This window comes from [Clostridium] aerotolerans DSM 5434 (assembly GCF_000687555.1).
In the GTDB taxonomy this organism is placed as follows: Bacteria; Bacillota; Clostridia; order Lachnospirales; family Lachnospiraceae; genus Lacrimispora; species Lacrimispora aerotolerans.
Map to the genome: position 1 here is coordinate 114759 of NZ_JHWJ01000008.1, position 23574 is coordinate 138332.

The 23574-nt window shown below is 43.7% G+C and carries 23 protein-coding genes; 3 read left to right on the forward strand and 20 right to left on the reverse strand.

The window, feature by feature from the left end; all coding sequences use genetic code 11:
- The first annotated feature begins 80 nt into the window (after positions 1 to 80).
- Entirely contained in the window at positions 81 to 731 is a 651-nt protein-coding gene (spoIIR, locus tag T546_RS0112620; RefSeq protein WP_026891915.1) for a stage II sporulation protein R, read from the forward strand.
- On the opposite strand, the gene T546_RS0112625 is transcribed toward spoIIR, so the two are convergent.
- From T546_RS0112625 to T546_RS0112670, 10 genes are all read right to left on the reverse strand, one after another.
- Entirely contained in the window at positions 712 to 1929 is a 1218-nt protein-coding gene (locus T546_RS0112625) for a TolC family protein (RefSeq protein ID WP_026891916.1), read from the reverse strand. The genes spoIIR and T546_RS0112625 overlap by 20 nt on opposite strands.
- A 4-nt stretch (positions 1930 to 1933) precedes the next feature.
- Positions 1934 to 3082, reverse strand: coding sequence for a TolC family protein (locus T546_RS0112630; RefSeq protein ID WP_026891917.1), 1149 nt, complete (start codon positions 3080 to 3082; stop codon positions 1934 to 1936).
- Positions 3083 to 3182: 100 nt separating this feature from the next.
- Positions 3183 to 6212 (reverse strand): efflux RND transporter permease subunit, encoded by a 3030-nt coding sequence (locus tag T546_RS0112635; protein ID WP_026891918.1) that lies wholly within the window; start codon positions 6210 to 6212, stop codon positions 3183 to 3185.
- A 12-nt stretch (positions 6213 to 6224) separates the two neighbouring features.
- On the reverse strand, positions 6225 to 7382 hold the full coding sequence (locus T546_RS0112640) for an efflux RND transporter periplasmic adaptor subunit (RefSeq protein ID WP_026891919.1): 1158 nt from the start codon (positions 7380 to 7382) through the stop codon (positions 6225 to 6227).
- 23 nt (positions 7383 to 7405) lie between these two features.
- Positions 7406 to 8026 (reverse strand): TetR/AcrR family transcriptional regulator, encoded by a 621-nt coding sequence (locus T546_RS0112645; RefSeq protein ID WP_026891920.1) that lies wholly within the window; start codon positions 8024 to 8026, stop codon positions 7406 to 7408.
- Between the two features lie 295 nt (positions 8027 to 8321).
- Positions 8322 to 8513, reverse strand: coding sequence for a hypothetical protein (locus T546_RS0112650; protein ID WP_026891921.1), 192 nt, complete (start codon positions 8511 to 8513; stop codon positions 8322 to 8324).
- A gap of 16 nt (positions 8514 to 8529) precedes the next feature.
- The gene (locus T546_RS0112655; RefSeq protein WP_026891922.1) at positions 8530 to 9204 is read right to left on the reverse strand and encodes a GntR family transcriptional regulator; all 675 of its coding nucleotides are present in this window, start codon (positions 9202 to 9204) and stop codon (positions 8530 to 8532) included.
- Positions 9194 to 10099: a 4-(cytidine 5'-diphospho)-2-C-methyl-D-erythritol kinase gene (ispE, locus tag T546_RS0112660; protein WP_024834831.1), complete on the reverse strand. Its 906-nt coding sequence runs from the start codon at positions 10097 to 10099 to the stop codon at positions 9194 to 9196. The genes T546_RS0112655 and ispE overlap by 11 nt, the downstream gene beginning before the upstream one ends.
- 302 nt (positions 10100 to 10401) lie before the next feature.
- The gene (locus T546_RS0112665) at positions 10402 to 10980 is read right to left on the reverse strand and encodes a GTP pyrophosphokinase (RefSeq protein ID WP_026891923.1); all 579 of its coding nucleotides are present in this window, start codon (positions 10978 to 10980) and stop codon (positions 10402 to 10404) included.
- Between the two features lie 80 nt (positions 10981 to 11060).
- Positions 11061 to 11807, reverse strand: coding sequence for a YesL family protein (locus tag T546_RS0112670; protein ID WP_026891924.1), 747 nt, complete (start codon positions 11805 to 11807; stop codon positions 11061 to 11063).
- Between the two features lie 172 nt (positions 11808 to 11979).
- Between T546_RS0112670 and T546_RS0112675 the strand changes: the two genes are divergently transcribed.
- Positions 11980 to 12681, forward strand: coding sequence for a hypothetical protein (locus tag T546_RS0112675; RefSeq protein WP_026891925.1), 702 nt, complete (start codon positions 11980 to 11982; stop codon positions 12679 to 12681).
- Here the strand turns inward: T546_RS0112675 and T546_RS0112680 are convergent.
- From T546_RS0112680 to T546_RS0112695, 4 genes are all read right to left on the reverse strand, one after another.
- Positions 12617 to 13405: a GNAT family N-acetyltransferase gene (locus T546_RS0112680; protein ID WP_051629802.1), complete on the reverse strand. Its 789-nt coding sequence runs from the start codon at positions 13403 to 13405 to the stop codon at positions 12617 to 12619. The two genes, T546_RS0112675 and T546_RS0112680, sit on opposite strands and share 65 nt — an antisense overlap.
- Positions 13371 to 13889: a peptidylprolyl isomerase gene (locus T546_RS0112685; RefSeq protein ID WP_026891927.1), complete on the reverse strand. Its 519-nt coding sequence runs from the start codon at positions 13887 to 13889 to the stop codon at positions 13371 to 13373. Before T546_RS0112685 ends, T546_RS0112680 begins: the two co-directional genes overlap by 35 nt.
- A 324-nt stretch (positions 13890 to 14213) precedes the next feature.
- Positions 14214 to 15179 carry a linear amide C-N hydrolase gene (locus T546_RS0112690; protein ID WP_026891928.1) on the reverse strand — a complete coding sequence of 322 codons (966 nt, stop codon included), beginning with the start codon at positions 15177 to 15179 and terminating at the stop codon, positions 14214 to 14216.
- 37 nt (positions 15180 to 15216) lie between these two features.
- Positions 15217 to 16563 (reverse strand): alanine/glycine:cation symporter family protein, encoded by a 1347-nt coding sequence (locus T546_RS0112695; RefSeq protein WP_026891929.1) that lies wholly within the window; start codon positions 16561 to 16563, stop codon positions 15217 to 15219.
- A gap of 149 nt (positions 16564 to 16712) precedes the next feature.
- Here T546_RS0112695 and T546_RS0112700 point away from each other — a divergent pair, with 149 nt between their 5' ends.
- Positions 16713 to 17696: a zinc dependent phospholipase C family protein gene (locus tag T546_RS0112700; protein ID WP_026891930.1), complete on the forward strand. Its 984-nt coding sequence runs from the start codon at positions 16713 to 16715 to the stop codon at positions 17694 to 17696.
- A gap of 87 nt (positions 17697 to 17783) precedes the next feature.
- Here T546_RS0112700 and T546_RS23490 read toward each other — a convergent pair whose 3' ends face one another.
- From T546_RS23490 to T546_RS0112730, 6 genes are all read right to left on the reverse strand, one after another.
- Entirely contained in the window at positions 17784 to 18410 is a 627-nt protein-coding gene (locus T546_RS23490; protein ID WP_051629803.1) for a hypothetical protein, read from the reverse strand.
- A 166-nt stretch (positions 18411 to 18576) separates the two neighbouring features.
- Positions 18577 to 19413 carry a LicD family protein gene (locus tag T546_RS0112710; protein WP_026891931.1) on the reverse strand — a complete coding sequence of 279 codons (837 nt, stop codon included), beginning with the start codon at positions 19411 to 19413 and terminating at the stop codon, positions 18577 to 18579.
- A 19-nt stretch (positions 19414 to 19432) separates the two neighbouring features.
- Positions 19433 to 20776, reverse strand: a complete 1344-nt coding sequence (gene rfbH, locus T546_RS0112715; RefSeq protein WP_026891932.1) for a lipopolysaccharide biosynthesis protein RfbH — start codon at positions 20774 to 20776, stop codon at positions 19433 to 19435.
- Between the two features lie 18 nt (positions 20777 to 20794).
- Entirely contained in the window at positions 20795 to 21871 is a 1077-nt protein-coding gene (rfbG, locus tag T546_RS0112720) for a CDP-glucose 4,6-dehydratase (protein WP_026891933.1), read from the reverse strand.
- 1 nt (position 21872) lies between these two features.
- A complete protein-coding gene (gene rfbF / locus T546_RS0112725) occupies positions 21873 to 22649 on the reverse strand; it encodes a glucose-1-phosphate cytidylyltransferase (RefSeq protein ID WP_026891934.1) in 777 nt (258 codons plus the stop codon).
- 16 nt (positions 22650 to 22665) lie between these two features.
- Positions 22666 to 23448 carry a glycosyltransferase family 2 protein gene (locus T546_RS0112730; RefSeq protein WP_026891935.1) on the reverse strand — a complete coding sequence of 261 codons (783 nt, stop codon included), beginning with the start codon at positions 23446 to 23448 and terminating at the stop codon, positions 22666 to 22668.
- Between the last annotated feature and the right edge of the window lie 126 nt (positions 23449 to 23574).

Consider the following 23574-nt stretch of genomic DNA (forward strand, 5'->3'; position numbering starts at 1 on the left):
ATTTCTTGATTTTACAGCGTTTATATTATAGCACATATGGTTACAATTACAAATAGATTCCATAAAAAAGGAGAAGCCCAATGAAACAGAAACGTGATTTATTCTTATGTATTACATGCATATTGCTTGCACTTTTATTTTCCATGTCAGAGGAAAGAAACGCAGAGGAAGCCATGGCCGCCCGGATCGCACCTGAAATTCTTCGGTTTCACGTCCTGGCAAACAGCGATAGCACAGAAGATCAGAATTTAAAATTAAAGGTTCGCACCATGCTCTTAAACACAATATATGAGGAAATGGGAGAAAATGCATCTTTAGAAGAGACAAAAAAATACGTCAGATCCCATAAGGACCGACTGGAGAAAAAAGCAGAAACGTACATGAAGACTCTGGGATATGATTATCCCGCACATATGGAACTGGCCACAACTTATTTTCCTACCAAGACCTACGGCGATATGGTGTTCCCATGCGGAAACTATGAAGCGGTCAGGGTAAAAATAGGCGAAGGCAAAGGACGCAACTGGTGGTGTGTCCTTTATCCTCCGCTCTGTTTTGTGGATTCTTCCTATGCGGTTGTTCCCGATACCTCCAAAGAGATTCTAAGAGAATCCTTAGATCCATCGGATTATTTAAAATTAAACAAGGATAATACGAAAATCCATGTGAAGTTAAAGCTTGCTGAGCTTTTGTTAGAGAAGAAAGAACCTACTACTTCCCAGAATCAATAATAACGCCTTTTACTGCCCACTGATATGTGGTGTATGCCTGATACAGCTCCGAGTATGCGCTTTCCTTCGCTCCCTCTGCCTGCAAATAACCCATCTGGGACTGAAGGTATGTAATTTTACTCAGCATACCCATCTGGAAGGAGCGCTCGGCCTTTCCTTTATCAAGCCCTGCCTTCTCAAATGAAGTAAGAGCGGCTTCATAGGCTGTTTTGGCCTGCTTTAGGTTTTGATAGAAGGACTGCACGGTGACTGCCACATTTTGCTCTCCTTCTGATACACTTGCCTGCTTTTGGGCGATACCCGTGGTGGTTTTATTGGAATTTGTTCGGCGCATATTGATAAGCTCATAATTATTGCCAATGGCCTTTGCTGTATCGGCTTCCAAATTAAGAGAAGCAATCTGCTGCAGATCCAGTTCCGGAAGACCTCCAATCTCAGGTGACGCATCTGCGGAGTAACCGGTCATCAGTCCCAGAGAACGACGAAGGCCATCAACCGTATGATTCAGGCTTAGAAGAGAGGATTGGGCGGAAAGCAGTTCCTTTTTCGCGGACAGCACATCCGTTTGTGTTGCTGTTCCGATCGTAAGGCCTAATTCCTGCGCCTCATAAGCAGAATTACTTAGTTCCGTTGCCTTTTGAAGGAGTGCCTGGTTTGCGACCGCACTGTTGTATCCTATCATAATCTGGTCAGCATAATACTCATATTTCCTTGAAGCCTCGGTGATTCCGGAATTGATGGCTGAATTAGGCTGTTTGAGCTTTTTAATAGTCCTTTGCATCTTATCCGTATTGGACTTGATTCCCTTTACCGTCCCCTCCAGTATCTTATACATAGGGATTCCATTTTCATCTGTCAGACCAGTTGGCTTTAGGGCTTTGGCCTGATCTTCAAGATTCTTTATGTTATCCTTCATCTCTATCCCTGTCAGCTCACCATAAACATATTCAAGATTTTCCACATTAGCATTGATTGAGTTCACCAGATTCTGCAAATCAGGATTATAATATCTTACCAAATTAGAGAGTTCTTCAAATTCAATGGTATTATCATTTAATTGATTCCACTGCTCTGTAGTTATCCCTTCTGGAATCGGTTTTTCTGCCTGACCAGGTCCAACAGCGCCATAGACCGGAAGAACCGATGAAGCAGTAAGCAGTGCGGCCAGACAAATTGGCCAAACTTTTTTATTATTCATCGTATCAGCCTCCTGCCGAAGCCAGCCCACTTATTGCATTATCATAGGTCTGGACTGCCTGGAACAGTGCAAGCTGGGCTTTCTTTAGAGAGATATTCTTCGTGTTGAATGCATTCTTCTGCTTCATATAATCAAGCCTGCTTAAGGTACCTACCTGCTGCTTATGTTCCGCTGTTTCCATGTTCTTACTTTCCAGTTCAAATTCTGCTGCCGCCTGATCATAGGCTGCCTTGGCCTGTTGAACGGATTGATAATTCTTTACAACTTCTGATTTAATGTTCTCCTCATTGCTGGAAACGGTCCGCTTTAACGTCTCTTTCGTTATTTCTGCCACAGCATTAGACAGCTTTCTCTTATTAATCTTAAAGGTATAATTATTTTCCAGCGCTGCATCCTTATCCGTCTCGGGATTCATAGAGGCAATGTGGTCAAAATTGACAGCCGGTATATCCTTTATCTCTGGAGTATCATTATATTTCCACCCCAGCATAACAAGAAGTTTTTGTCTCGTCTCTTCAAGACTGCCGCCAAGCTTCTCTACAGTCGCCTGGGTGCTTTGAACGCTCTCCTTCGCACCAAGAACATCCGATAAGGTAGCCATCCCAGCTCCCTGCTTTACAAGTGCTGACTGATATTGGGCCTCCATATATTCTAAGCTGTCCTTTGCGGATTCCAGCTCTAATTTCTGCTGAAAATATGATATCATTGAGGACTGGGCAGAAGCCACAAGATTGGCTTCCTGCTGATCATTGGTGAGCTGGTCGACTGCTAGATCTTCCGTCATTTTATCGGCAGTTTCATCGGCCTGAGCTGCTGTTACCTGTGCCTGAGCATCTGCCACTGCATCATCGCCTGTGATATTGCTTCTGGCATCAAAGGCTGCATCCCGGTAAGCCTGAGCATAATCATCGCGGGTGACTTTGTCGTCTTTTTTCTTATCATTAATATCAAGCTGATTTTTCTGAACCGTTACATTATATTCACGGATCAGGCCTGCCAGCTCATCATATTCCATCACATTGTCCCTCAGCTTTGCCCACTCCTCAGGAGTTCTTGCAAACTCCGGGCTGCCGGCCCAGGCAGTGGCTGCCGGTCCGGAAAAGGCAAGCACTGCCGAAAGACAGCACGCACTTATCAGTTTCCATTTTCTCATCCTTAATCCTCCTTATTTGGTAATTCTATCATATCACAGTTGTATCCCTGCCTGCAAACCACATTCTTCCATAACTGGTAATGAGGCAGGGACGTATTATTTATGAAGGTACTTTTTTCTCCTTTTTCTTCCGTCTCAAAATAGAATAGAGTACGGGGAGCACCAGAAGAGATAAAAAGGTGGAAGACGCAAGGCCTCCGATGTTAACAAGGGCAAGGCCCTGCATCATCTCTCCATTCTCTCCACCTCTTGCAAGAGGAATCAGAGATAAGATAGCGATCAACGCTGTCATAAGAATAGGGCGGAGTCGTGTAAATCCTGCTTCAATAACAGCACTTCTGGTATCCATGGTTTCATTAAACTGGTTGGCACAATCCACGTAAAGGATACCGGAGTTAAGAACCGTACCGATGAGCACCAGGAAACCAAGAAGCGAGGTCATACTGATGCTTACATTGGTTATGAGCATGAGCCCAAAAGCACCGATAAAGCTGAATGGGATGGTAGCCATAACCATGAGTGAGAAAATTGGTGATTCAAACTGGGCTGCCAATACCACGAATACCAGGAAAATAGCTGTTGCGATGGCAAGGAACAGTCCTCCGAACTCTTCGGACATGGATTCTGCCTCACTGTTCTGACCTCTGGTGATAGTATCGGATAAATATTTATTAACCACCTGATCATCAATTTCCTTGGTGGCCTTTTGTTTGTCTTTTTCTGTCTTAACCTTATCGGTAAAGGACCCGGTTACAGTAACCTGATACTGTTTATTCTTTCTTGAAATGGTAGCAGGGCTGTCTTCGTATCCAACAGAAGCAATGTCTGTGAGAGCCACAGAACCGCCGGTCGCATTGGGCACCATGATTCCCTCTACTTTATCAAGGGTATCATAGGAGTCATCGGGATATTCTACTTTAACGGATATCTCCTGACCATCCCGGTCAAAGTTGGTGGCTTCCACTCCGCTTAACATACTGTTAAGCATTCCGCCTGCAGTCACTGGTGCGATGCCCTCGGCAGCGGCCTTAATGGGGTCTACCTTGATTTTAATAACCGGAGCGGCATTTTCAAGATCAGAATGGACCTTAATAAGCTCTGGGCGAGCCGTAAGCTCGGATACCATCTGATCGGCTGTGCTTTTCAGACGTTCAAGCTGGGCGCCCTTTAAGATAACTTCATAGTCATTTTTCGAACCGCCAGACTCCATGCTGGAAGTTGATTTAAGAGAAACGTTACAGTCAGGAAGCTGACCCATCTCTTTCTTCCATTTGTTAATGATCTGTTTGGTGCTTAGCTTTCTGTCAGATTTCAAGTAAGCGGTCAGGGTTGCATCTGAGGTACTGTTTAAACTGATGGCCGATCCGCCATAGGTTAATGTATATGATTTTAAGTCTTCTTCCTGACTTACAATGGTCTCAATCTTTTGAAGAACCTTATCTACCTCTTCTATCTTAAGACCTGGCTTCACTTTTGTTGTAATGGAAATAGTACCCTGATCCACTTCTGGCATCAGCTCAAAGCCAATCTTTCCTGCCAGCATGAAGGAAGCGACTAAAAGGAGCACGGATACAATGAGAACCATTGCTTTCCTGTTAAGAAGCTTTCCAATTAAATTACGGTAACCGTGCTGAAGGGATTTTATAATACCACCTAATGGAGAGTTGTGTTTTTCCACTGGACGGTATTTGGCATAACAAAGTGGAACAATGGTCATCGCTGAAAGCAGAGAAGCCATCATACAAAATACAATGGTATAGCCAAGTGGCTTAAAGATCTGACCTGTCAGACCAGCAAGGAACACAAGAGGAATGAAAACAACGCACTTTGTAATGGTACCGCCTAAAATGGACTGGAGCACCAGCTTGGTACCCTCCACCGCAGACCCTTCATAATCCTCTTCTTTATGAGCTCTAAAGCAGCTCTCTAATACTACAATGGAATCGTCTACCATCATACCTACACCTAAAACGATGGCGCTCATGGTAATTAAGTTCATGGAAAATCCCATGGCCGACATTAAGATAAGGGCAACCAGTATGGAAACCGGTATAGAGCTTCCGACAATCAGGGAAGCCTTGATATCTCCAAAGAAGAGATAGATGATGACCATGGAAATAATAACGGCAAGGATCATAGTCTCTAATACACTGTATAAAGAAGCTTTGATCTGAGTGCTGGTGTCGTCAATGACCACGATGTCCATATTCTTATGATCTGCTTTTAAGGTTTCAATGGTCTTTTTAACCTGATTGGAAACATCAATGGCACTGCTCTTTTGCTGTTTGTTAATGGATAAAGTAATGGTATCTTTTCCATTATACCGGCCGATGGCATCCTGTTTCTTAACCGTATCGCCGATTTCTGCAATATCTTCCAGATAAATGGTCTTACCATTTCCAGCTACCACCGGAACTTTCTTAAGCTCTTCTGCTGTATTTACATCGACAGATGTACTAACCGCAAGATTTCTGCTTCCGACTCCTGTGGTTCCTGCCGGATAAGTGAAGTCAGCCGCTTGAATGGACTGTACAACGGCATTCATACTTAAGTGATACTGGTTTAACTTTTCCGGATTTAAACGGACCTTGATATAACCTTCCCGTCCACCATTGGTATCAATGCTTGCGATGGAGGAAATCTTTTCAAATTCCGGAACAATATCACTTTTAACAAAGTTATAAAGATTATCCTGTGTGGTATCATTGACCGCCAGAGTCATAACTGGCATGGCGCTGATATCAACCTCCATAATGGTAGGTGCCTTTACATCATCAGGAAGCTTTATGTTATCCATCTTCTTTTTTAAGTCAGAGTATGCCTTATCCATGTCGGTGCCGTACTCGTACTGCAGCATGATGATGGATACATTTTCTTTGGAAGTGGACTGAACATTTTTAATACCCGACAGAGTACCTACTTCATTTTCTATGGGCTTGGTAATTAAATCGTTTACATCCTCAGGGCTGGCCCCCTGATAAACGGTACTGACCGTAAGCATGGGGTAATTCATCTCTGGAAACAGTTCAAGCTTTGAGGAAAACACAGAGGATAAGCCGAATACAAGAAGGCTTATTACCACTAAGACGGTGGTGACGGGGCGCTTTAGCGCAAGTTTCGTTATTCCCATATCTCCGCCCCCTTACTGTGCTGATCCAGAAGTTTCTAATGCGGTTCCCTCTGTCTCGGTTTTGCTTTCAGGTGCGGTTTCTTCTGTTGTCTGATTTTCCTTGCTGCTTCCATCTGATAGGGTCACTAAAGAACCGTCGTATAATTCACTGGTCCAGGTAGCAACTACCTGATCATCAGCACCGATTCCTTCTTTGACCTCCATAAAGCTGTCATCGGCCAAACCTACAGTTACTGCATTCTTTTTCAGTTTTCCATCTGCATATGTATAAATAAATGGGTTTCCGCCTTCATAATAAACACTGTCGACGGGTACGGTCAGAACATTGTCTGCCTTCTGAGACACAACATAGAGCTTAACGGAGGTACCGGTTGCCAGAGTGTTGCCATCTGGTATGGATGCCTTTACTTTAAACAATCCGCTTGCCTGGTCGATCATGGTGCTGACCTCAGTGATGGTTGCTGCGCGGTCAGTTCCGTTCTTTTCCACTTTAATGGTATCACCGGTCTTAAGACCATTTACAATTCGTTCCGGAACATAAAAGTTAACCGCTTTTCCGCCTTCTCCGGAAATGACACAAAGAACTGTGCTTGGAGAAACCATATCATGTGCCTTTACATTAAAGCTCTCCACCTTTCCAGAAATAGGTGCTGTCACCTGGCTGCTTTCCAGCTGAATGTTATAACCAATCTTAGCATTATCATATTGAAGCTTTGCAAGCTGTACTTTATCTACCAGTGATTGATAATCTGCCTCAGCAACATCTCCCGCCTGATAAAGTACGGTCATTCTGTCTAAATTCTTCTTGGCATCCTCATAGCTGACTCTTGCGGTCTCCGCAGTGATCTTAGAGCTTTCTACCTGCTTTGTATCAATGACGCAAAGGAGTTGGCCAGCCGTTACCATATCTCCGGTCTGTACGCCTACATTGGTAATCTCACCGTTTGCAAGTGGTGTAACATAAACAATACTATCCGGTTCAATGGTACCTATCAGTTCGCTGCTTAACTGAATGCTTCTGTTTTCCGGTTTTACCACAGTAACGGCAGGGGGAACTTCTGCTACGATCTCATCCTTATTACCCCCTAGAATTCTTGGAATCAACAGACCTGCCACCGCAACGACTGCGATTACGGCTACGGCGATTGTAATCATCTTCTTCTTTGTCATATTTCACTCCTTCTGTCTCATAATCATTTTAAATTCTGTTTACGAATTCCATATTGTAAAATATCTAATTTTTCCCGGAAAACTTCCTTAATTTTCTCTTTATCTTCCGGATGTACATAATACCATTCCAGGCCTCTGGCCATTTCGAAAAAAATCATGGATATCAGCATGCCAAAGGTCTCTATGCTCTGATCTCTGAAATCAGATTTGTCAATGGATTCATACATGACCATAAGCATGGTAAATTGACCTGGTGACATATCCCGGGATAAATGATTGGTCACTCCATACATCTGAACACTATCTACGATATTCTTAACTAACTGCAGGATAGTCTCCTGTGAATCAAAAACATTTCCATCAAGAAGTGATTCCATGGTCTTCCAGAGATCTCCATGGTTCTTTTTCGCACTTCTCTCCCAGGCGCACTGAAAGTTCTCAGCAGCATCCTCAAATATGTAAGCCAATATATCATGCTTATCTTCAAAATATGTATAAAAGCTTCCCCTTGATATGCCAGCTTCTTTAATGATCTTATTAATAGAAGCTTTTTCAAACGGCACCCGGACAAATTCAGCCATGGCCGCTTGCTTTATGATTTCCTTTTTTTCCTTCGGAAGGTTATAAAATCGTTCCGTAGGCATTTCTTCACCTCACTTTTTCCCTCATCTATATTTGCGCAAAACAATGAGTCCGAATTGCAAAGCAGACTCTTATTCCAAAAAAAGAGTCTGGCACGCCAGACTCCCTTGCTGATGCATCGTCACATCAGTGATAATCTTTCTTAAGCGCAGCATGTGCTTCCAGCCCGTAAGGGCTTTTGTTCCACAGGACTTGTTTCCTATGAAACAAAAAGGTGATAACCTGCCACTTATTATAATGACACGTTGTCACCTTGTCAAGAAAGGTTATATTTATTTAATAAAATTTCTCAATCCTTTACTTTTTCCTGTCCAAAACTTCCTTTAATGCTTCATCGCTGTCCTCGATCCACACATCCTCTTCTTCTTCATTCAGACCAAGAAAGCGGGCAAGGGTCTCGGGTGAGCTGCCGCTGTTCCATTCATCCACATAATCATCAATGGCTTCAAACTCGATCTCACCTGTCAGATATTTTTCCTTAAATGTCATAAAAGCTCTCCTTTCCTTATTCCTGTTCTTTGATATTTTTAGAGACTGTAATTTCCTGATTGTCAATATGTTCCCGCATCGCTTCCTTGGCTTCTTCCACTTTGCGTCTTCTTACTGCTTCCAATATATGATCATGCTCCAGCAACAGAATCTGGCGCTTATCTTCATCCTTAATGTATTCCAGACGGTAGCGGTACATCTGCTCTCTTAAATTGTTGATCATCTGAATCAGTCTGTCATTGCAGGTCCCTTTATAAATGACATCATGATATGCTTCATCCGTTTCCGCAATCTCCATGGGATTTCCGTTTAACACAGCATTTTTAAATTCTTCCTGCCTCTGCTCCAGCTCTTCGACAGCATCCGGCAGCATTCTCTGGCAAGCAAGCTCGATGGCAAGCTCTTCTAAGGATCTTCGTACCTCTAATACGTCCCTTAAGCTCTTCTCAGAGATCTTTGCTACTTCAGCGCCCTTTCTGGGGATCATGAGTACAAGTCCTTCCAGCTCAAGCTTACGGATGGCTTCCCGTATGGGAGTACGGCTGACTCCAAGGCGCTCTGCAAGCTGAATCTCCATCAGACGCTCTCCTGGTGCCAGCTCTCCTTTTAAAATTGCCTGCCGCAGTGTGTTGAACACAACATCACGAAGTGGCAGATACTCATTCATATTGACCTTTAAATCATTGCCCATTGGTAACCTCCTTGGTATTATAAAAATTCGTTAAATAAACCTGCTTTGCCAGGTTCTTGCTCTTTCCATAACGCAGCTCTTCATATGCGTTTTCCGCTGCCCTGGGGCTTGTAAAAATGCCGAACACCGTAGGGCCACTTCCGCTCATCAATGCGTTTACAGCTCCAAGCTCCTTTATTTTTTCCTTAATCTGCGCGATGACAGGATATTCCTTAATGGTAACCGTTTCAAGAATATTTCCAAGGCGCTGGGACACCTGATGGATGTTATGATTCTCGATGGCCTCTATAATCCCGTCAATGTCCGGATGGTCCGAAGCTTCAAGCTTTTCCAGATTAAGATTATCGTAAACAAATTTGGTGGACACCCCTACCGCAGGCTTTGCAATTAACACCTGACATTGGGGCATATCCGGAAGAGGAGTAAGAATCTCACCGATTCCTTCCGATAAAGCGGTTCCCCGAAGCACACAGTAAGGAACATCTGCACCGATTTTTACGCCCCGCTCCATAAGCTCTTCCCTGGTAAGTCCAAGCTGGAACATCTTATTCACTCCAAATAATACGGCAGCCGCGTCGCTGCTGCCCCCTGCCATTCCAGCGGAAACCGGTATGAATTTCTTTAAATTGATCCGAATCCCGTGGGTAACATGAAATTCGTCCATTAAAAGCTTTGCCGCTTTGTATACCAGATTGTTCTCATTGACTGGTAAGTAAAACAGGTTGGTAACGATTTCAATGCCTGGTGTTTCTTTTAAGTAAATATCGATCTTATCATAAAGGCCCACGGTCTGCATGATCATTCGTACATCGTGGTATCCGTCTTCCCTTCTCCGCAAAACATCAAGCCCCAGATTAATTTTTCCATATGCTTTTAATCCCAGATGTCTTATCATAGGCAAACAGCCCTCTCTTTTGTTTCAAATTGTTTTTTTATATTATTTTGTATACAGTATTTAGTATATACCCAAATGAAGAAAAGTACAAGCGTTATTCTTTTAACGTATCATATGATGTTTACACGGTAAAAATTCTCAGTTATAAAGGGGCTGATTCGTTCTGTTTTGGCATTTTCACTATAATGAAAGTCTTTCGTAACCGTTTCTTGTATATCCTGCCCCGTACCATTTTTTCAAGTAATAAATATAAAAAAGACTCCAGCAGATATTCTGCGGAGTCCCTTTCAGTGCTGATTCAATTATAAAAATTCTTCCATTGCCTCTTCCATACGCATTAATGAAGCGGCATAATTTTGAAATGCTCTAGCTGCCTCGGCTTCCTTATTTCCTTTGTAGCAGATCCTGTGTTCCATACTGGCCCATAGATCCATGGACATGGTACGAAGCTGGATTTCCACCGGATAATATTCCATTCCATCCGTATGATAGACCGGTACACCGAACACTATGTGATAGCTTCTATAGCCGTTGGCCTTTGGTTTCCCAATATAGTCGCTCTCTTTTATAATTACAATATCATTCTGTTTTTTTAACAGGTTCACGACTCCATAAATATCTCTTACAAAGAAACAGATCACACGAAGACCTGCAATGTCTGTCAGATAGTTTCTGGCCGAATCGATACTGATTTCATGTCCATTGATTTTAAGTTTATTCTCAATGCTTTCCTTTTGCTTAATTCTGTGCTGGATGTGATGAATGGGATAATTCTGGTACTTCCTTCTGTAATCCTGATTCAGTACATCCACTCTGACCCTTAGGTTCTTAAGGGCATCCTCGTAAGGCTGGACAAAGCATAGGTACTCTTCCTCGGTCATATTCCACCTCCCTGGTAATTCCTTATCACGGAAATTAAGTATAACCTCTTTTTGTGTCTATATGGTGTCCAAACTATGAATTACATATCCTCGGAATCTTCTTTGGGATTTTCGTCACCCTTTCCCATTAAACTGCTGCTGATGGGTTCCTCATCATCCATAAAAAGCGGTCTCATCTCATCGGAATGCTCTTCTTTTTTAGGCATGTACTGCTCAAAAACAGGAGACAGAATGTATGAATTTATAAATGCGAGAAGCGGAAATCCAAACAGCATGAAAATCATGAGGACCGGAGGTATCACAAAGATAAATCCCGTGGCAATCAAGGCTGCGTTGATTACAATCATACCGATGGTACGGAATAAATGACGTAATGACATAAAGAACGCATTAAAAAAGGTTTTCTTTACGGTATTATAAAATCTGGACTGCAATGGAAAAATGTACATGAATACGGCTGCGTATACAATGGTCATAGCCAGGAATACGGTCAGCATTACTGTTTTTAAGGTTCCGGAACCAGTGTATAATCTGGCAAAGAAATACAGATCCACTCCAAGAATGGCACCAATGGCCAGAAGCACCAGCCAGATTGCTGTTGCCTGCTTGAAGTTTTCCTTAAATGATTTGAAAAAGGATTTAATGGTGTAACCGTCATCATCTCTTGCAAGCTTCAGTGTCACATAATATACAGCCGTGGTGGAAGCTCCAATGGTGAAAATCGGTATACTGAATATAAGCCATAAAATATTTAAGAGTATCAAATCTCCGAATTTGCCAATAAAGCGCCACACCGGATTATCATAATTAAAAAAACCTGATAGCATATGTCATTCCCCTTCTCTCTCTAGCGTCAAAAGTCATTATAGCGGATTTACCAATAAAAATCAAACATTCTTAATTATTTCATGGAAAATTTAGAATTATTTTTTAAAAATTCTCTGGTAATATGATATAATCAATAAAGAATTTGGAATATGATAGAAAAAGGAGCACATCATGACCCCCTACGAAGACAAGACCATTAAGGACACCATGCGTGAGGAACGAAGAAAGCTTAAGGATATGAACGGCAAGGACAAGCTCTGGTATATCTGGGAGTATTATAAGATCCCGATCATCAGCGTGGTGGTGGCCCTATTCCTTATCTTTTCCATTGGCTCTGCGGTTTATAACAACCGGTTTGAAACAGCCCTAAACTGTGTAATCTTAAACAGCCAGCTCACAAGCCAGACCACCTCTCCCGACGACTATTTTGATAAAGACTTTCGTCAATACATCAATCTGCCGGAGGATACGAAAATCGAAGTCAATTACTCTATGTCTCTTTCCTTTGACGAGTCAGCCATGAGCGATTTTACCTATGCGGAGCTGGCAAAGCTCTCTGCCATGATTACCAGCAAGGAGCTGGACGTCATGATTGCAAGGAAGGATTCCATTGACCACTTTGGTAAGATGGAAGGCTATATGGATTTAAAAAAGCTTCTCTCCCCGCAGGAGTATGAGAAGGTAAAGGATAAGCTTTATTTCGTAACCGTTGAAGAAACCGGAGAGAAGATGGCTGTGGGCATTGAGATCGACAAAGAGGATTTTGAGAAAAAGACCGGCCTTCTCGTTGATGGACCCATTCTCTCTGTTATGGTAAATTCCACTCATACAGACACAGCCCTTGGCCTGATTCGCTACATGTTCGGGCTGTAAGGGTAAAGCCCAAAGACTTTATAAGCCTTAAAGAGGGCAGATTATTTTCCTGAATCCTTGCATAGATTCTGGGAGATATCTCTTCACCGGCATAGGTGATGATCGCCTTGCACGCTTCTAAGCCATATCCCTTTCTACGAAAGGAAGTAAAGATGTGATATCCCAGCTCCACCGGGGTATCATTTTCTTTTATAAAGGGTAACAATTCTTCCAGACCGGAAAGCTCCATAGGGAAGATTCCAGCCTTTCCCACCAGCCGTCCTGTCTCATTCTCTGTGAGAGCCCATACGCCGTATTCATAAAAGCCGTACTGGCATCTGATATAGTCCTTTAAAGAATCAGGATGACAAAAGATTTCCCCGTTCTTTCCTCCATCGGCTTCATGAGGAATCTCTACGCTGTCTTCTTCTATGAATTCCCTTATGGTCAGCCTGTCTGTCCTTCTAATCTGCAAGGGAAGTCCGTATCTTCTTCTTACCACCTTTTCCAGAAATTCATCGTCTATGTCATCTACCGATTCCACCAGATAGGAAGCAGGGGAGAGAGACTGCCCCTCCTTTTTTCTGTCCCATAAGCCAATAACAGCCCTGCCTTCTGCATAAGCAGAACACAGGGCTTTGGAATCGTCAGACACGGTAATCTTATATTCAGTTCCTTCTATCATAAGTTCCCGTTCCAGAGTCATGGCCTTATACGGTTTCTGGTTCTGGATATTCTTCGCCAAAGGTTTCTGCTGTCATGGACTTAATCTTCTGCTCGCTCATAGGACGGTCGTTATAATCTGTTTTCACGTCAGCAATCTTGTCCACAATATCCATACCCTCAATCACCTTACCAAATCCAGCGTAAGCACCATCTAAATGAGGAGCTGGCTTGTGCATAATAAAGAACTGGGAGCCTGCAGAATCAGGATGCATGGCTCTTGCCATGGAAAGCACGCCTTCTGAATGCTTAAATGCATTGGCAACGCCATTCTGGCTGAATTCACCCTTAATGGAGTAGCCAGGACCACCGGTTCCTGTTCCCTGAGGACAGCCGCCCTGAATCATAAAACCATTGATGACTCTGTGAAAAATCAGGCCGTCATAAAATCCTTTTTTTACCAGACTTAAAAAGTTATTCACTGTGTTAGGTGCGATCTCCGGATAGAGCTCTGCTTTGATTATATCTCCATTTTCCATTGTAATTGTAATCACAGGATTTTTCATATTTTACTTCCTTTCCCGCCCTTAGGCTTACATATGTCTGTATTTTATCAAATCCTTTTGTTTTTGTCCAGTTGTTCATATTTTGTTTAAATTTCATTCAAAAACCTTTTACACAAACATCATGGTTTCTTCATGTTTCCTGGATATAATGACAGTGTAAAGAAAATTGCTAAGAAGATTTTTTTCATAATACGGGCTGGTAGCGAGATACCAGCCCTCCTCCCTTTTTTAGATATATTTTTGCCGAATGCATTGCATGGTTTAGCTTCCTCTAAACCATGCAATGTTTTTTATTGTAATTATAATATTTTGCTAAAGTCTATATTATATTCCGCCCAGATTCATAAGGGCAGGAAGGGTGGATGCATGTTCAAACAGCCCTGCGGTTCCCACCTGAAGATTGTCATAGGTCTTAAAAAAATATTCACAGGTGGCGGTGTTTATAAAGGCCGTATACTTGGTGTAATCATAGTGGCCCCGGCTGCTTATAACTGCTCCTTTTGGTATGGTGACACTCTCCATGACGTGAAAACAGGAAATAACCGCTTCGTTCCGGTTTTCCGGCATGGGAAGAAAGGATTTTAAATAGGCTGTGCGGGCGAACCGGGCTGGAGAGGTATAGCCGCCTGGAAGCACCTGGGTTCCTCCCGCCTGTCCGAAGGGGGTCAGCCGGGTATCTCCCCAATAGACCTCTTCTGTCTGGGCAGGACTTGCTTCCATGTAATTTCTTAAATTTGTCATATGCCAGCTAAAATCCGGGCTGTTTGCTAAAACCCCTATGGTATTTCTATAAACCTCAAGGCCATTCGATGTGATTTCTATTACGATGGAGCTTCCGCTTCGGTCTACCGCGATCCAGTGAAGAGGTGCTACCGTCTTTGTTACCGGGTCCATGGCACCAGTAATCCGCACCTGTTTCAGCTGTCTTTTCAGATCTTCCACATTGGCGCATTTCCCGAGTGCATAGTGGAGAAAATCAAAAGAAGCCACGGTTTCCTCTCTGCCGGTCTGTAAGACCCCATCATAATCCGCATAGCCGGCAAAGTAAAGAGCCCCCATGGCAAGCCCCATTTCATTGACACCATCAAAAAATCCCAGCAAACCTTCAAGCTCCTGACCGATGCCTATGAAGCGGTACCGGTCGCGAAATTTTCCTCCTGTCAGTATGTTGTTCCATTCATACCCCGATGGAATGATGTAAAGATGAGGATCGATATCGTAAGAGAAATCCATATTTCTTCCAAAAAATGTTTCCCCCTGCTTTGATTGCAGGCAAAATGCAGTACACACGGAAAACTACCCCCTTTTTCAATGTTTTTATGTATTGTTATTTGGGAACCTTGACTTCCTTCATGAGAACAATCAGTGCAATGATATTGGGAAGCGCCATAAGCCCGTTCCAAATATCGGAGAATTCCCATACGGTCTCAAGCTTTGCCAGACAGCCAAGGAAAACGGCGCCCAGATAGAGCATGGTGTAAATTTTACCTCTTAATATTCGCTGAAGAATGTAAAGCTTCTTTCTCTTTTTCAGGCTTTCTGCCAGATAACCCGCGGCCTGACGTCCCAGATAGTACCAGGCGATGATGGTGGCAAAAGCAAAGACCAGCATGGCACCGGATACCACATACTGTCCCAATGGTCCAAGTCTTCTGGAAAAGCTGTAGGCCGTGAGGGCAGCTCCGTCATATCCAGACCCAGCCGCATCTCCATCTGTCATGCAAAGAATGACAAAGGCAGTCATGGTACAGATTAAAATGGTATCAAAAAACACTTCAAACATGGCCCACATGCCCTGCTGTTCCGGTGTGGTATCTTCCGCAGCCCCATGAAGCACTGCCATGCTCCCAAGCCCCGCTTCATTGGAAAAAACGCCTCTGGATATGCCATATTGCAGGCTTCTGCTGATTCCATAGCCTGCGGTTCCTGAAAAAATAGAGATCGGCTGAAACGCATCTTTAAAAATACACTGAAAAATATATGGAATTTTATCAAAACAGGACATAATAACCACCATGGAAAACAGCATATAGATTCCAGCGGAAATAGGAATAAGACGCTCTGAAACAAATGCAATTCGGCTGATTCCTCCAAGAATGACTAAAAAGACCATTGCGGTCAGAAAAATCCCCATAGAAACAGAAGGAATGCCAAAGGAATATTCCATAGTCTCTGCAATGGAATTAGACTGTACCATGCTTCCCATTCCAAGAGATACCATGATACAAAGAAAGCTGTAGATCATTCCAAGATAAGGCTTTTTTAAGCCACGCTCTAAATAGACCATGGGACCGCAGACCCAGGCGCCCTTATGATCCCGGTACCGGTAGCGAATCCCCAGCATGGTCTCCGCATAGCCTGTCATCATACCAATGGCTGCAGATACCCACATCCAGAATATGGCGCCAGGTCCTCCGGCGGTAAGAGCCGTTGCAACTCCAACAATATTGCCCGTACCAATGGTAGCTGCCAGAGCGGTACAGGCGGTCTGGAACTTGGTAACCCCTTTTTTCTCATCCTCTTCCTCTCGTATGCTTCCAATGGTCTGCATCCACCAAAAGGGTAGTTTCCTGATTTGAAAAAATCCGGTTTTTATGGTATATGCAATTCCAATGCCAAGAAAGAGAAGGAGAAGCCATGGCCCCCATACCAGTTCATGTATGCGATGTATCATAGGATCATCTCCTGAATGCTTTCCTTAACACATATTCTTTGAAACTGCATAGTATGAAAATTTCCATTGATTTTCATACAAAATAAAACAACGTATGGTATAATCAAGTTATGCGTCATTGTACTTAAAAAATATGCGAGGTGAACAATATGCCCGGTTTTACGACCCATTATCTGCTGGGAGTTAAGGTTTTCAGTGATATGCCTAACAATCCTTTAAAGCGTATCATTTCCAAATACCGCTGGCTTTATCAGCTTGGTCTCCAGGGTCCGGATATGTTTTTTTACAATATTCCCATTCTGCGACACAGGGACTACCGAAACGTCGGCTCCTACATGCACGAAAACCATGTCCATGATTTTTTTGTCACCTGTTTGAGCCACCTCTCTCAGATAGAATCCAGACAGCAGAGAGAACAGGCCATTGCCTATATGAGCGGTTTTTTCTGCCATTACATCGGAGACTCCATCTGCCACCCCTACGTCTATGGCAGAATTGAATATGAGGTAAAAAACTCCACTAATTACCATCACGGCCTTCATGCCATGCTGGAAAATGATATTGATGCTCTTTTACTCATGAAATATAAGAAGAAAAAGCCCTCTCAGTTTAATCAGGCCGCGACCATCTGCTTAAACGGTCAGGAGATGCAGTTTATTTCTAAATTTCTGTCAGGGTGCATCAACGAAACATATTATCCTTTAAATTACCGAAACAACTTTCAGGTGACTCCCCGCATGGTCTCCAGATCCATACTTGCCATGCGCCTTGGCTGCCGGACACTTGCAGATCCCAGCAGCCGGAAGAAAAACAGCATAGAATTTGTGGAGTCTCTATTTTTAAGCAACCCGATTGCATCGAAAAAGCTGGTGACCGATGCTCCGCCGGACCCTGTGGTCACTATGAATTTAAATCATGAGACCTGGTGCAATCCTTGGAACCGGAGGCTGGCTTCCAAGGCTTCCTTCCCCGAATTATTCCATCAGACCATGATCAAATGCAAGGATGTATTCTACCTTCTTAACGAAGAGCTGAGTTCTCCTGTTCCATTAAAGAATTTAGACCATAACCGGCTTTTAAAAGAGCTTGGGAATTATTCTTATCACAGCGGTCTTGCCGTAGATCAGGAATAGCCGGCAAATAGAAGCACACAACAAAAAATGGATTAGAAATTGATTTTTATCAATCTCTAATCCATTTTTATTGTCTTATTTATGTAGTTACTTGGATGGGGCTGCCTGAGTTGTTTCGTCGGTCACGGTTGTCTCGTTTCCTTCTTCTGTCTCTTCTGCGTCTGTATCTTCCTCTTCATCAGCGGCCGTTGTCTCCATGATCTGAGCACCTTCTTTTGGTACGATGGTCTGGTCGGAGCCCTTTGGAATCTGCATGTCCACCAGCCAGTACTGCTTTTCTTTCATGGTGTAATCAGGCATAACAATCAGGTTTAGATCATACTCTTTGAAAAATCCGCCGAAAGATTTATCACTTGATCTTTCATAGGAAAAATCCTGGGTTGCCACTTCATCATTTAAAAATTTAACAGCAGCATTGGCAAACTCAACTGCCTGCTCCGGAGTGGTTCCGTGTTTTACCATTAAAGTCATGTCAATGGTCTTTTTCTCTTTGTCCAGGCTGTAATTTACACTGAGGGCCATGGGATACTGCTCATTGTCTACAAATTCGTCATCAATATCGGTGTTAATCTGGGTCCAATCCAGTTCAATGCCTTTTTGTGTTTCAAAAACCGGCTCTGCCGGACCTCCCGATGCAAGAATATTACTCTTTGTACATCCGGTTAGTAACATGGCTGACATTGCACATATCATGATTGCTTTGTTCTTCATCATAATTTCCTCCTTCTTGAACAAATTACATTATAGCGGATACGCTTATTTTTTTGTAGTAGTTTTGGAAAAAAGTCAGAAAATCTTCACAATTGCATCCAAATTTTACTGGCATGGATTCCTTCATTTTCCTAGAAATCCATGCCAGTCCATATTAATTGCTATTTATTTAAAAAATCTGTATTTCCGTACTGGAATGGGTAGGGTGCCGCATCTCCTCCGGAGGAAGCTTCTTATAATCTCCGTAAATCCAGGTGAGAACCTCATGAAAGCCTTTCGGTGCCATAAGCTTCGTATCCTCAAATTCCAAGTCCACCGTTTCCTCACACCATTCTTTTTGAAGGGTCACATAGAGGTAATCCGGCTGATAATTGCTGTAATAACGAAGTCTGCTGGTTCCCTTCCGGTCTTTGACTGCTGTCATAAGCTGGAGCTTTCTGAGTACCTTCATGGGGATCATTTTCCCTATAAGGGCTAAAATTCCAACGCATATCTTGTTGGTCAGGCTGTATTTGGAATAATCCAGCCGGTAACGATGGCCCATAGCCAGTCCGTAGATGACCGTATGAAGAAGCAGGGTCCATGTGGACGCAGCCTTTTTCTCCGGCAGCTCGTCAATGATGAACAGATCCACCCAAAGATGATTTAGCTTTCCCTCATAGTACTCCATCTCTTTGGTGTCCTCATGGGTCTTGCTGTTCTTATAAAGGATTCTTGGGGTGAAGTCGTAAAATACCTTGCCTCCCCGTAAATCCCCCGGCTCTAAAAGCTCCATGTGTTCCGGCAGCTCTCTGCGGGCTACCTTTAAGAATGCCTCGTAATTGGTTCGGGTAAATGCCACATCTGCATCATCATCCCAGGGAATAAAGCCTTTGTGCCTTACTGCCCCCAGTAACGTCCCTGCATCTAAGAGATACTTGATCCGGTATTTCCGGCAGATGCGGTCAATCTCCTTTAATATGGAAAGATTGGCCTGATGGACCTTTGATAAATCGTATTCTTCCATACTACCTCCATGTTTAAGCTTACTGCCTTACTGCTTCTTTGATGACCTTTGCCATGTAATCAATCATCTCATCGGTCATACCAGGATATACGCCTACCCAGAAGGTATCAGCCATGATACGGTCTGTATTGGTAAGCTCTCCCACGATGCGGAAGCCTTCGTTAGCCTCTCTCATCTGGTCAAAGCATGGGTGTTTTGTTAAGTTTCCTGCAAACAGCATTCTTGTCTGAACTCCCTTTGATTCAATGTACTGAACCACTTTGTTCCGGTCTACCCCTTCTTTACAGGTGATTAAAAAGCCGAACCAGCTTGGTTTTGAATTCGGGCAGGCTTCTGGAAGAATGAGCTTATCAGAAACCTCCTTCACGCCTTCATACAGGCGGTCAAAATTATGGCGTCTGCGTTCCACAAAGGATGGGAATTTATCCAGCTGGGCACAGCCGATGGCTGCCTGCATATCCGTAGTCTTTAAGTTATAGCCAAAATGGGAATATACGTATTTGTGGTCATATCCGACTGGAAGCTGACCGTACTGGCGGTCAAACCGGTGTCCGCATAAATTGTCTGTACCAGACGGGCAGACACAGTCACGTCCCCAGTCGCGGAAGGAACGGATGATCTTGTTTAACAGGGAGTTGCTGGTATAAACAGCTCCGCCCTCTCCCATGGTCATGTGATGAGGAGGATAAAAGCTGGAGGTTCCGATATCTCCAATGGTTCCGGAAAAACGCTCTTCTCCGTCAATGGTATACTTGGTACCAAGAGCGTCACAGTTGTCCTCTACCAGCCATAAGTTATATTTATCGCAGAATGCCTTTACCGCGGAAAGATCATATGGATTTCCCAGGGTATGGGCAATCATGACAGCCTTTGTCTTCTCAGAGCGTGCAGCCTCCAGCATGGTAACATCAATGTTATACTGCGGAATGGTCACATCCACAAACACGGGAACTGCTCCGTACTGAATGGCAGGATTCACTGTGGTGGGGAAGCCTGCTGCCACGGTGATGATCTCATCTCCCCGTTTGATCTGGCGCTCTTTTAAGAGAGGTGAGGTCAGGGTCATAAATGCCAGTAGGTTGGCAGAAGAACCGGAATTTACAAGGGAGCAGAAGCGGACACCTAAGTACTTTGCAAACTTCTTCTCAAATTCATCGGTATAATGGCCTGAGGTGAGCCAGAACTCTAAGGAGCTGTTCACCAGATTTACCATCTCTTTATGGTCATAAACACGGGAAGCATAGGAGATTCTGTCTCCCTCTTCAAATGGTTTTTTCTGATTATGAAAGGTATCGCAATATTCTTTTACAAGCTCTAAGATTTCTTCTCTGGCCTGATTTTCTGTTTTGTTTTCAAACATAATGTTTCCTCCTTTTGTTCTTTATGCAAAGAATTCTTCAATCTGGCGGTCCATGACCTCCAGCATGTCGGCTCCATCCAGATATTCTTTTGCCCACTGGACGGTCTTTTCCACCGCTTCTTTTACTCCGTATCTTGGGGTCCAGCCAAAGACGCTTTTTACTCTGGAACAATCCAGCTTTAAAAAGTTGGCTTCATGAGGGCCACCTTCAAAACGGTTTACCCAGGAGAGTCCATCTCCCCATGCCTGACAGAATAAATCGGTCAGATCACCGGTGGTCACACAATCCTTATCATCAGGTCCTACGTTATAGTATCCCTGATATGTGATATCTTCATACTGCTTCATGGCTATGGTCATATAAATGGCTAACGGTTCCAGCACATGCTGATATGGCCTTGTGGAATGAGGATTTCTTAAGATGATCTCCTGCTTTTTGGAAGCCGCCCGGATACAGTCCGGGATGATGCGGTCATTGGCGAAGTCTCCACCGCCGATGACATTGCCTGCACGGGACGTGGATATGGCTGTTTGTCCCTGGGCAAAGAAGGACTTTGCATAGCTGTGGGTTACCAGTTCTGAGCAGGACTTACTGTTGGAATAGGGATCGTAGCCGTCTAAGGGGTCATTTTCCCTGTATCCATACTCCCACTCTTTATTTTCATACACCTTATCGGTGGTTATATTCAAAAAGGATTTAACCGAAGGGGTCAGGCGCACACATTCTAATATATGAACCGTACCCATAACATTGGTTTCGTAAGTATAAACTGGCTCTTTGTAGGAATCCCGTACAATGGGCTGGGCGGCCAGATGAAACACGATCTCCGGCTTTGTTTCTTCAAATACCTTCTTAAGATGGTCCAGATCCCGGATATCACCGATTACGGAATTCATCTCATAGGAAAGCCCTGCGATGTCAAAAAGACTGGGATCTGTGGGAGGCTCTAAGGAGTATCCGGTTACCACTGCCCCTGCCTTAAGGAGCATACGGCTGAGCCAGGAGCCCTTAAACCCGGTGTGACCGGTGATGAGAACCTTTTTCCCACCATAGAATTCAGAGAATTCCTTCCATTTTAAACTTGTCCAATCTTTCATATTAGTTCTCCCATATCTTCCAGGGTGCCTGGCCGGACTGCCATAAGTCTTCCAGCTTCTTCATCTCCCGCTGCGTGTCCATGCACTGCCAGAAGCCGGTATGATGAAAGCTCATTAACTGGCCTTCTTTTGCAAGCTTCTGTAATGGTTCCTGCTCTAAGACTGTCGTATCATCTTTCAGATAAGAAAATACTTCTGGATTTAAGACCATAAAGCCTCCGTTGATTAAGCTGGCATCTGTTTCCGCCTTTTCCCGGAAGGAGTGGACCATATTATCTTCATTAATATCCAGCACGCCTTTTAGCTGTGCAATGTTAACGGTTGTCATGGTAGCTGTCTTTCCATGGCTCTTGTGGAAGTCAAGAAGGGCATCTAAATCCACATCACACACCCCGTCTCCATACGTGAGCATAAATGGCTCATCGCCGATGTAGGGCTGTATACGCTTGATTCTTCCTCCTGTCATGGTATTTAAACCGGTATCCACCAGAGTAACCTTCCATGGCTCAGAATAATTATTATGTACCTCCATGCTGTTATTGGCAAGATCAAAGGTCACATCTGAGGTATGAAGGAAATAATCTGCAAAAAACTCTTTTACCACATACTGCTTATATCCAAGGCAGATGACAAAATCATGAAACCCGAACTGGGAATAATACTTCATAATATGCCACAAAATCGGTCTCTCCCCAATCTCGATCATTGGCTTTGGCTTTAAATGGCTCTGCTCACTGATCCTGGTTCCAAGACCACCTGCTAATAAAACTACTTTCATGTTCTGATCCTCCTATCTATTCGTACTCCTTATAGGCCTTCCGGTAAAAATGCATGAGCAATTTTACAACCGGCTCCGGCCATATTTTTCTAAACATCTCTGCTTCTTCCCTGGCACGGCTGTTATCGGCAATGCATGCCTTTGTGGTCGCCTCCTGGTGAACCCGGTAAAACATCAAAGGCCGTTCCACACAGACAAAGCGTCCTGGCATTCCTGACAGCTTATATAAGGTATCCCAGTCCAGAGCGAACCGGTAGGGAGACGTAAACAACGGCTCTCCCAGTCTTTCCTTATGATAGGCGCATACCGGACAGCAAATGGAATTTCCAAAGATCAGGGCGCTTCTTTTCACTGCGGACAAATGACTGAAGCCTTTCAGCCGAAGAGGAAGACGGAGGATTCGTTTGATAAATTCTACCGCTTCAAACGTTGCCAGCTTGTTATCCTTAACCACAGCGTAGCCGCTGGTAAACAGGGTCATATCCGGGTACTTCTCTGCATATGCGGTCAATGTTTTTACATAGTCCTTGTGGTAACAGTCATCCTGATGGGCAATGGTGACAAAACGGGAATCCGCCTTATGATAAGCGAAATTCCAATCGTCTCTAATGTTGCTTTCCCCATAACGAATGAACATGGGTATGCCGTACTTCTCGCACAGCTCTTTAATAAAGGAGCTGGGGGTAGAAGTACAAAGCAAAATATCTGATTTTACGGTCTGGGCCTGTAAGGAACGTATGCAGGCTTCCAGATACGGGGAATCCTTATAGGCGCAGATTGCAAATGAATGTGGTGTCATATTTTACCTCTGATAATGCTTGTCTTAGTCTGGGTATGATTATACCATAAAAGATGTAAAACATTCCACCATATTCATTATTTTGAAAGAAATTGCCCCTGCAGGCCAGCTTAAACTTTGCCGGTC

Bases quoted from the DNA above. Each gene is read 5' to 3' on its own strand.
- spoIIR (WP_026891915.1), top strand. From the start codon at position 81: ATGAAACAGAAACGTGATTTATTCTTATGTATTACATGCATATTGCTT.
- T546_RS0112625 (WP_026891916.1), bottom strand. From the start codon at position 1,929: ATGAATAATAAAAAAGTTTGGCCAATTTGTCTGGCCGCACTGCTTACT.
- T546_RS0112630 (WP_026891917.1), bottom strand. From the start codon at position 3,082: ATGAGAAAATGGAAACTGATAAGTGCGTGCTGTCTTTCGGCAGTGCTT.
- T546_RS0112635 (WP_026891918.1), bottom strand. From the start codon at position 6,212: ATGGGAATAACGAAACTTGCGCTAAAGCGCCCCGTCACCACCGTCTTA.
- T546_RS0112640 (WP_026891919.1), bottom strand. From the start codon at position 7,382: ATGACAAAGAAGAAGATGATTACAATCGCCGTAGCCGTAATCGCAGTC.
- T546_RS0112645 (WP_026891920.1), bottom strand. From the start codon at position 8,026: ATGCCTACGGAACGATTTTATAACCTTCCGAAGGAAAAAAAGGAAATC.
- T546_RS0112650 (WP_026891921.1), bottom strand. From the start codon at position 8,513: ATGACATTTAAGGAAAAATATCTGACAGGTGAGATCGAGTTTGAAGCC.
- T546_RS0112655 (WP_026891922.1), bottom strand. From the start codon at position 9,204: ATGGGCAATGATTTAAAGGTCAATATGAATGAGTATCTGCCACTTCGT.
- ispE (WP_024834831.1), bottom strand. From the start codon at position 10,099: ATGATAAGACATCTGGGATTAAAAGCATATGGAAAAATTAATCTGGGG.
- T546_RS0112665 (WP_026891923.1), bottom strand. From the start codon at position 10,980: ATGACCGAGGAAGAGTACCTATGCTTTGTCCAGCCTTACGAGGATGCC.
- T546_RS0112670 (WP_026891924.1), bottom strand. From the start codon at position 11,807: ATGCTATCAGGTTTTTTTAATTATGATAATCCGGTGTGGCGCTTTATT.
- T546_RS0112675 (WP_026891925.1), top strand. From the start codon at position 11,980: ATGACCCCCTACGAAGACAAGACCATTAAGGACACCATGCGTGAGGAA.
- T546_RS0112685 (WP_026891927.1), bottom strand. From the start codon at position 13,889: ATGAAAAATCCTGTGATTACAATTACAATGGAAAATGGAGATATAATC.
- T546_RS0112695 (WP_026891929.1), bottom strand. From the start codon at position 16,563: ATGATACATCGCATACATGAACTGGTATGGGGGCCATGGCTTCTCCTT.
- T546_RS0112700 (WP_026891930.1), top strand. From the start codon at position 16,713: ATGCCCGGTTTTACGACCCATTATCTGCTGGGAGTTAAGGTTTTCAGT.
- T546_RS23490 (WP_051629803.1), bottom strand. From the start codon at position 18,410: ATGATGAAGAACAAAGCAATCATGATATGTGCAATGTCAGCCATGTTA.
- T546_RS0112710 (WP_026891931.1), bottom strand. From the start codon at position 19,413: ATGGAAGAATACGATTTATCAAAGGTCCATCAGGCCAATCTTTCCATA.
- rfbG (WP_026891933.1), bottom strand. From the start codon at position 21,871: ATGAAAGATTGGACAAGTTTAAAATGGAAGGAATTCTCTGAATTCTAT.
- rfbF (WP_026891934.1), bottom strand. From the start codon at position 22,649: ATGAAAGTAGTTTTATTAGCAGGTGGTCTTGGAACCAGGATCAGTGAG.
- T546_RS0112730 (WP_026891935.1), bottom strand. From the start codon at position 23,448: ATGACACCACATTCATTTGCAATCTGCGCCTATAAGGATTCCCCGTAT.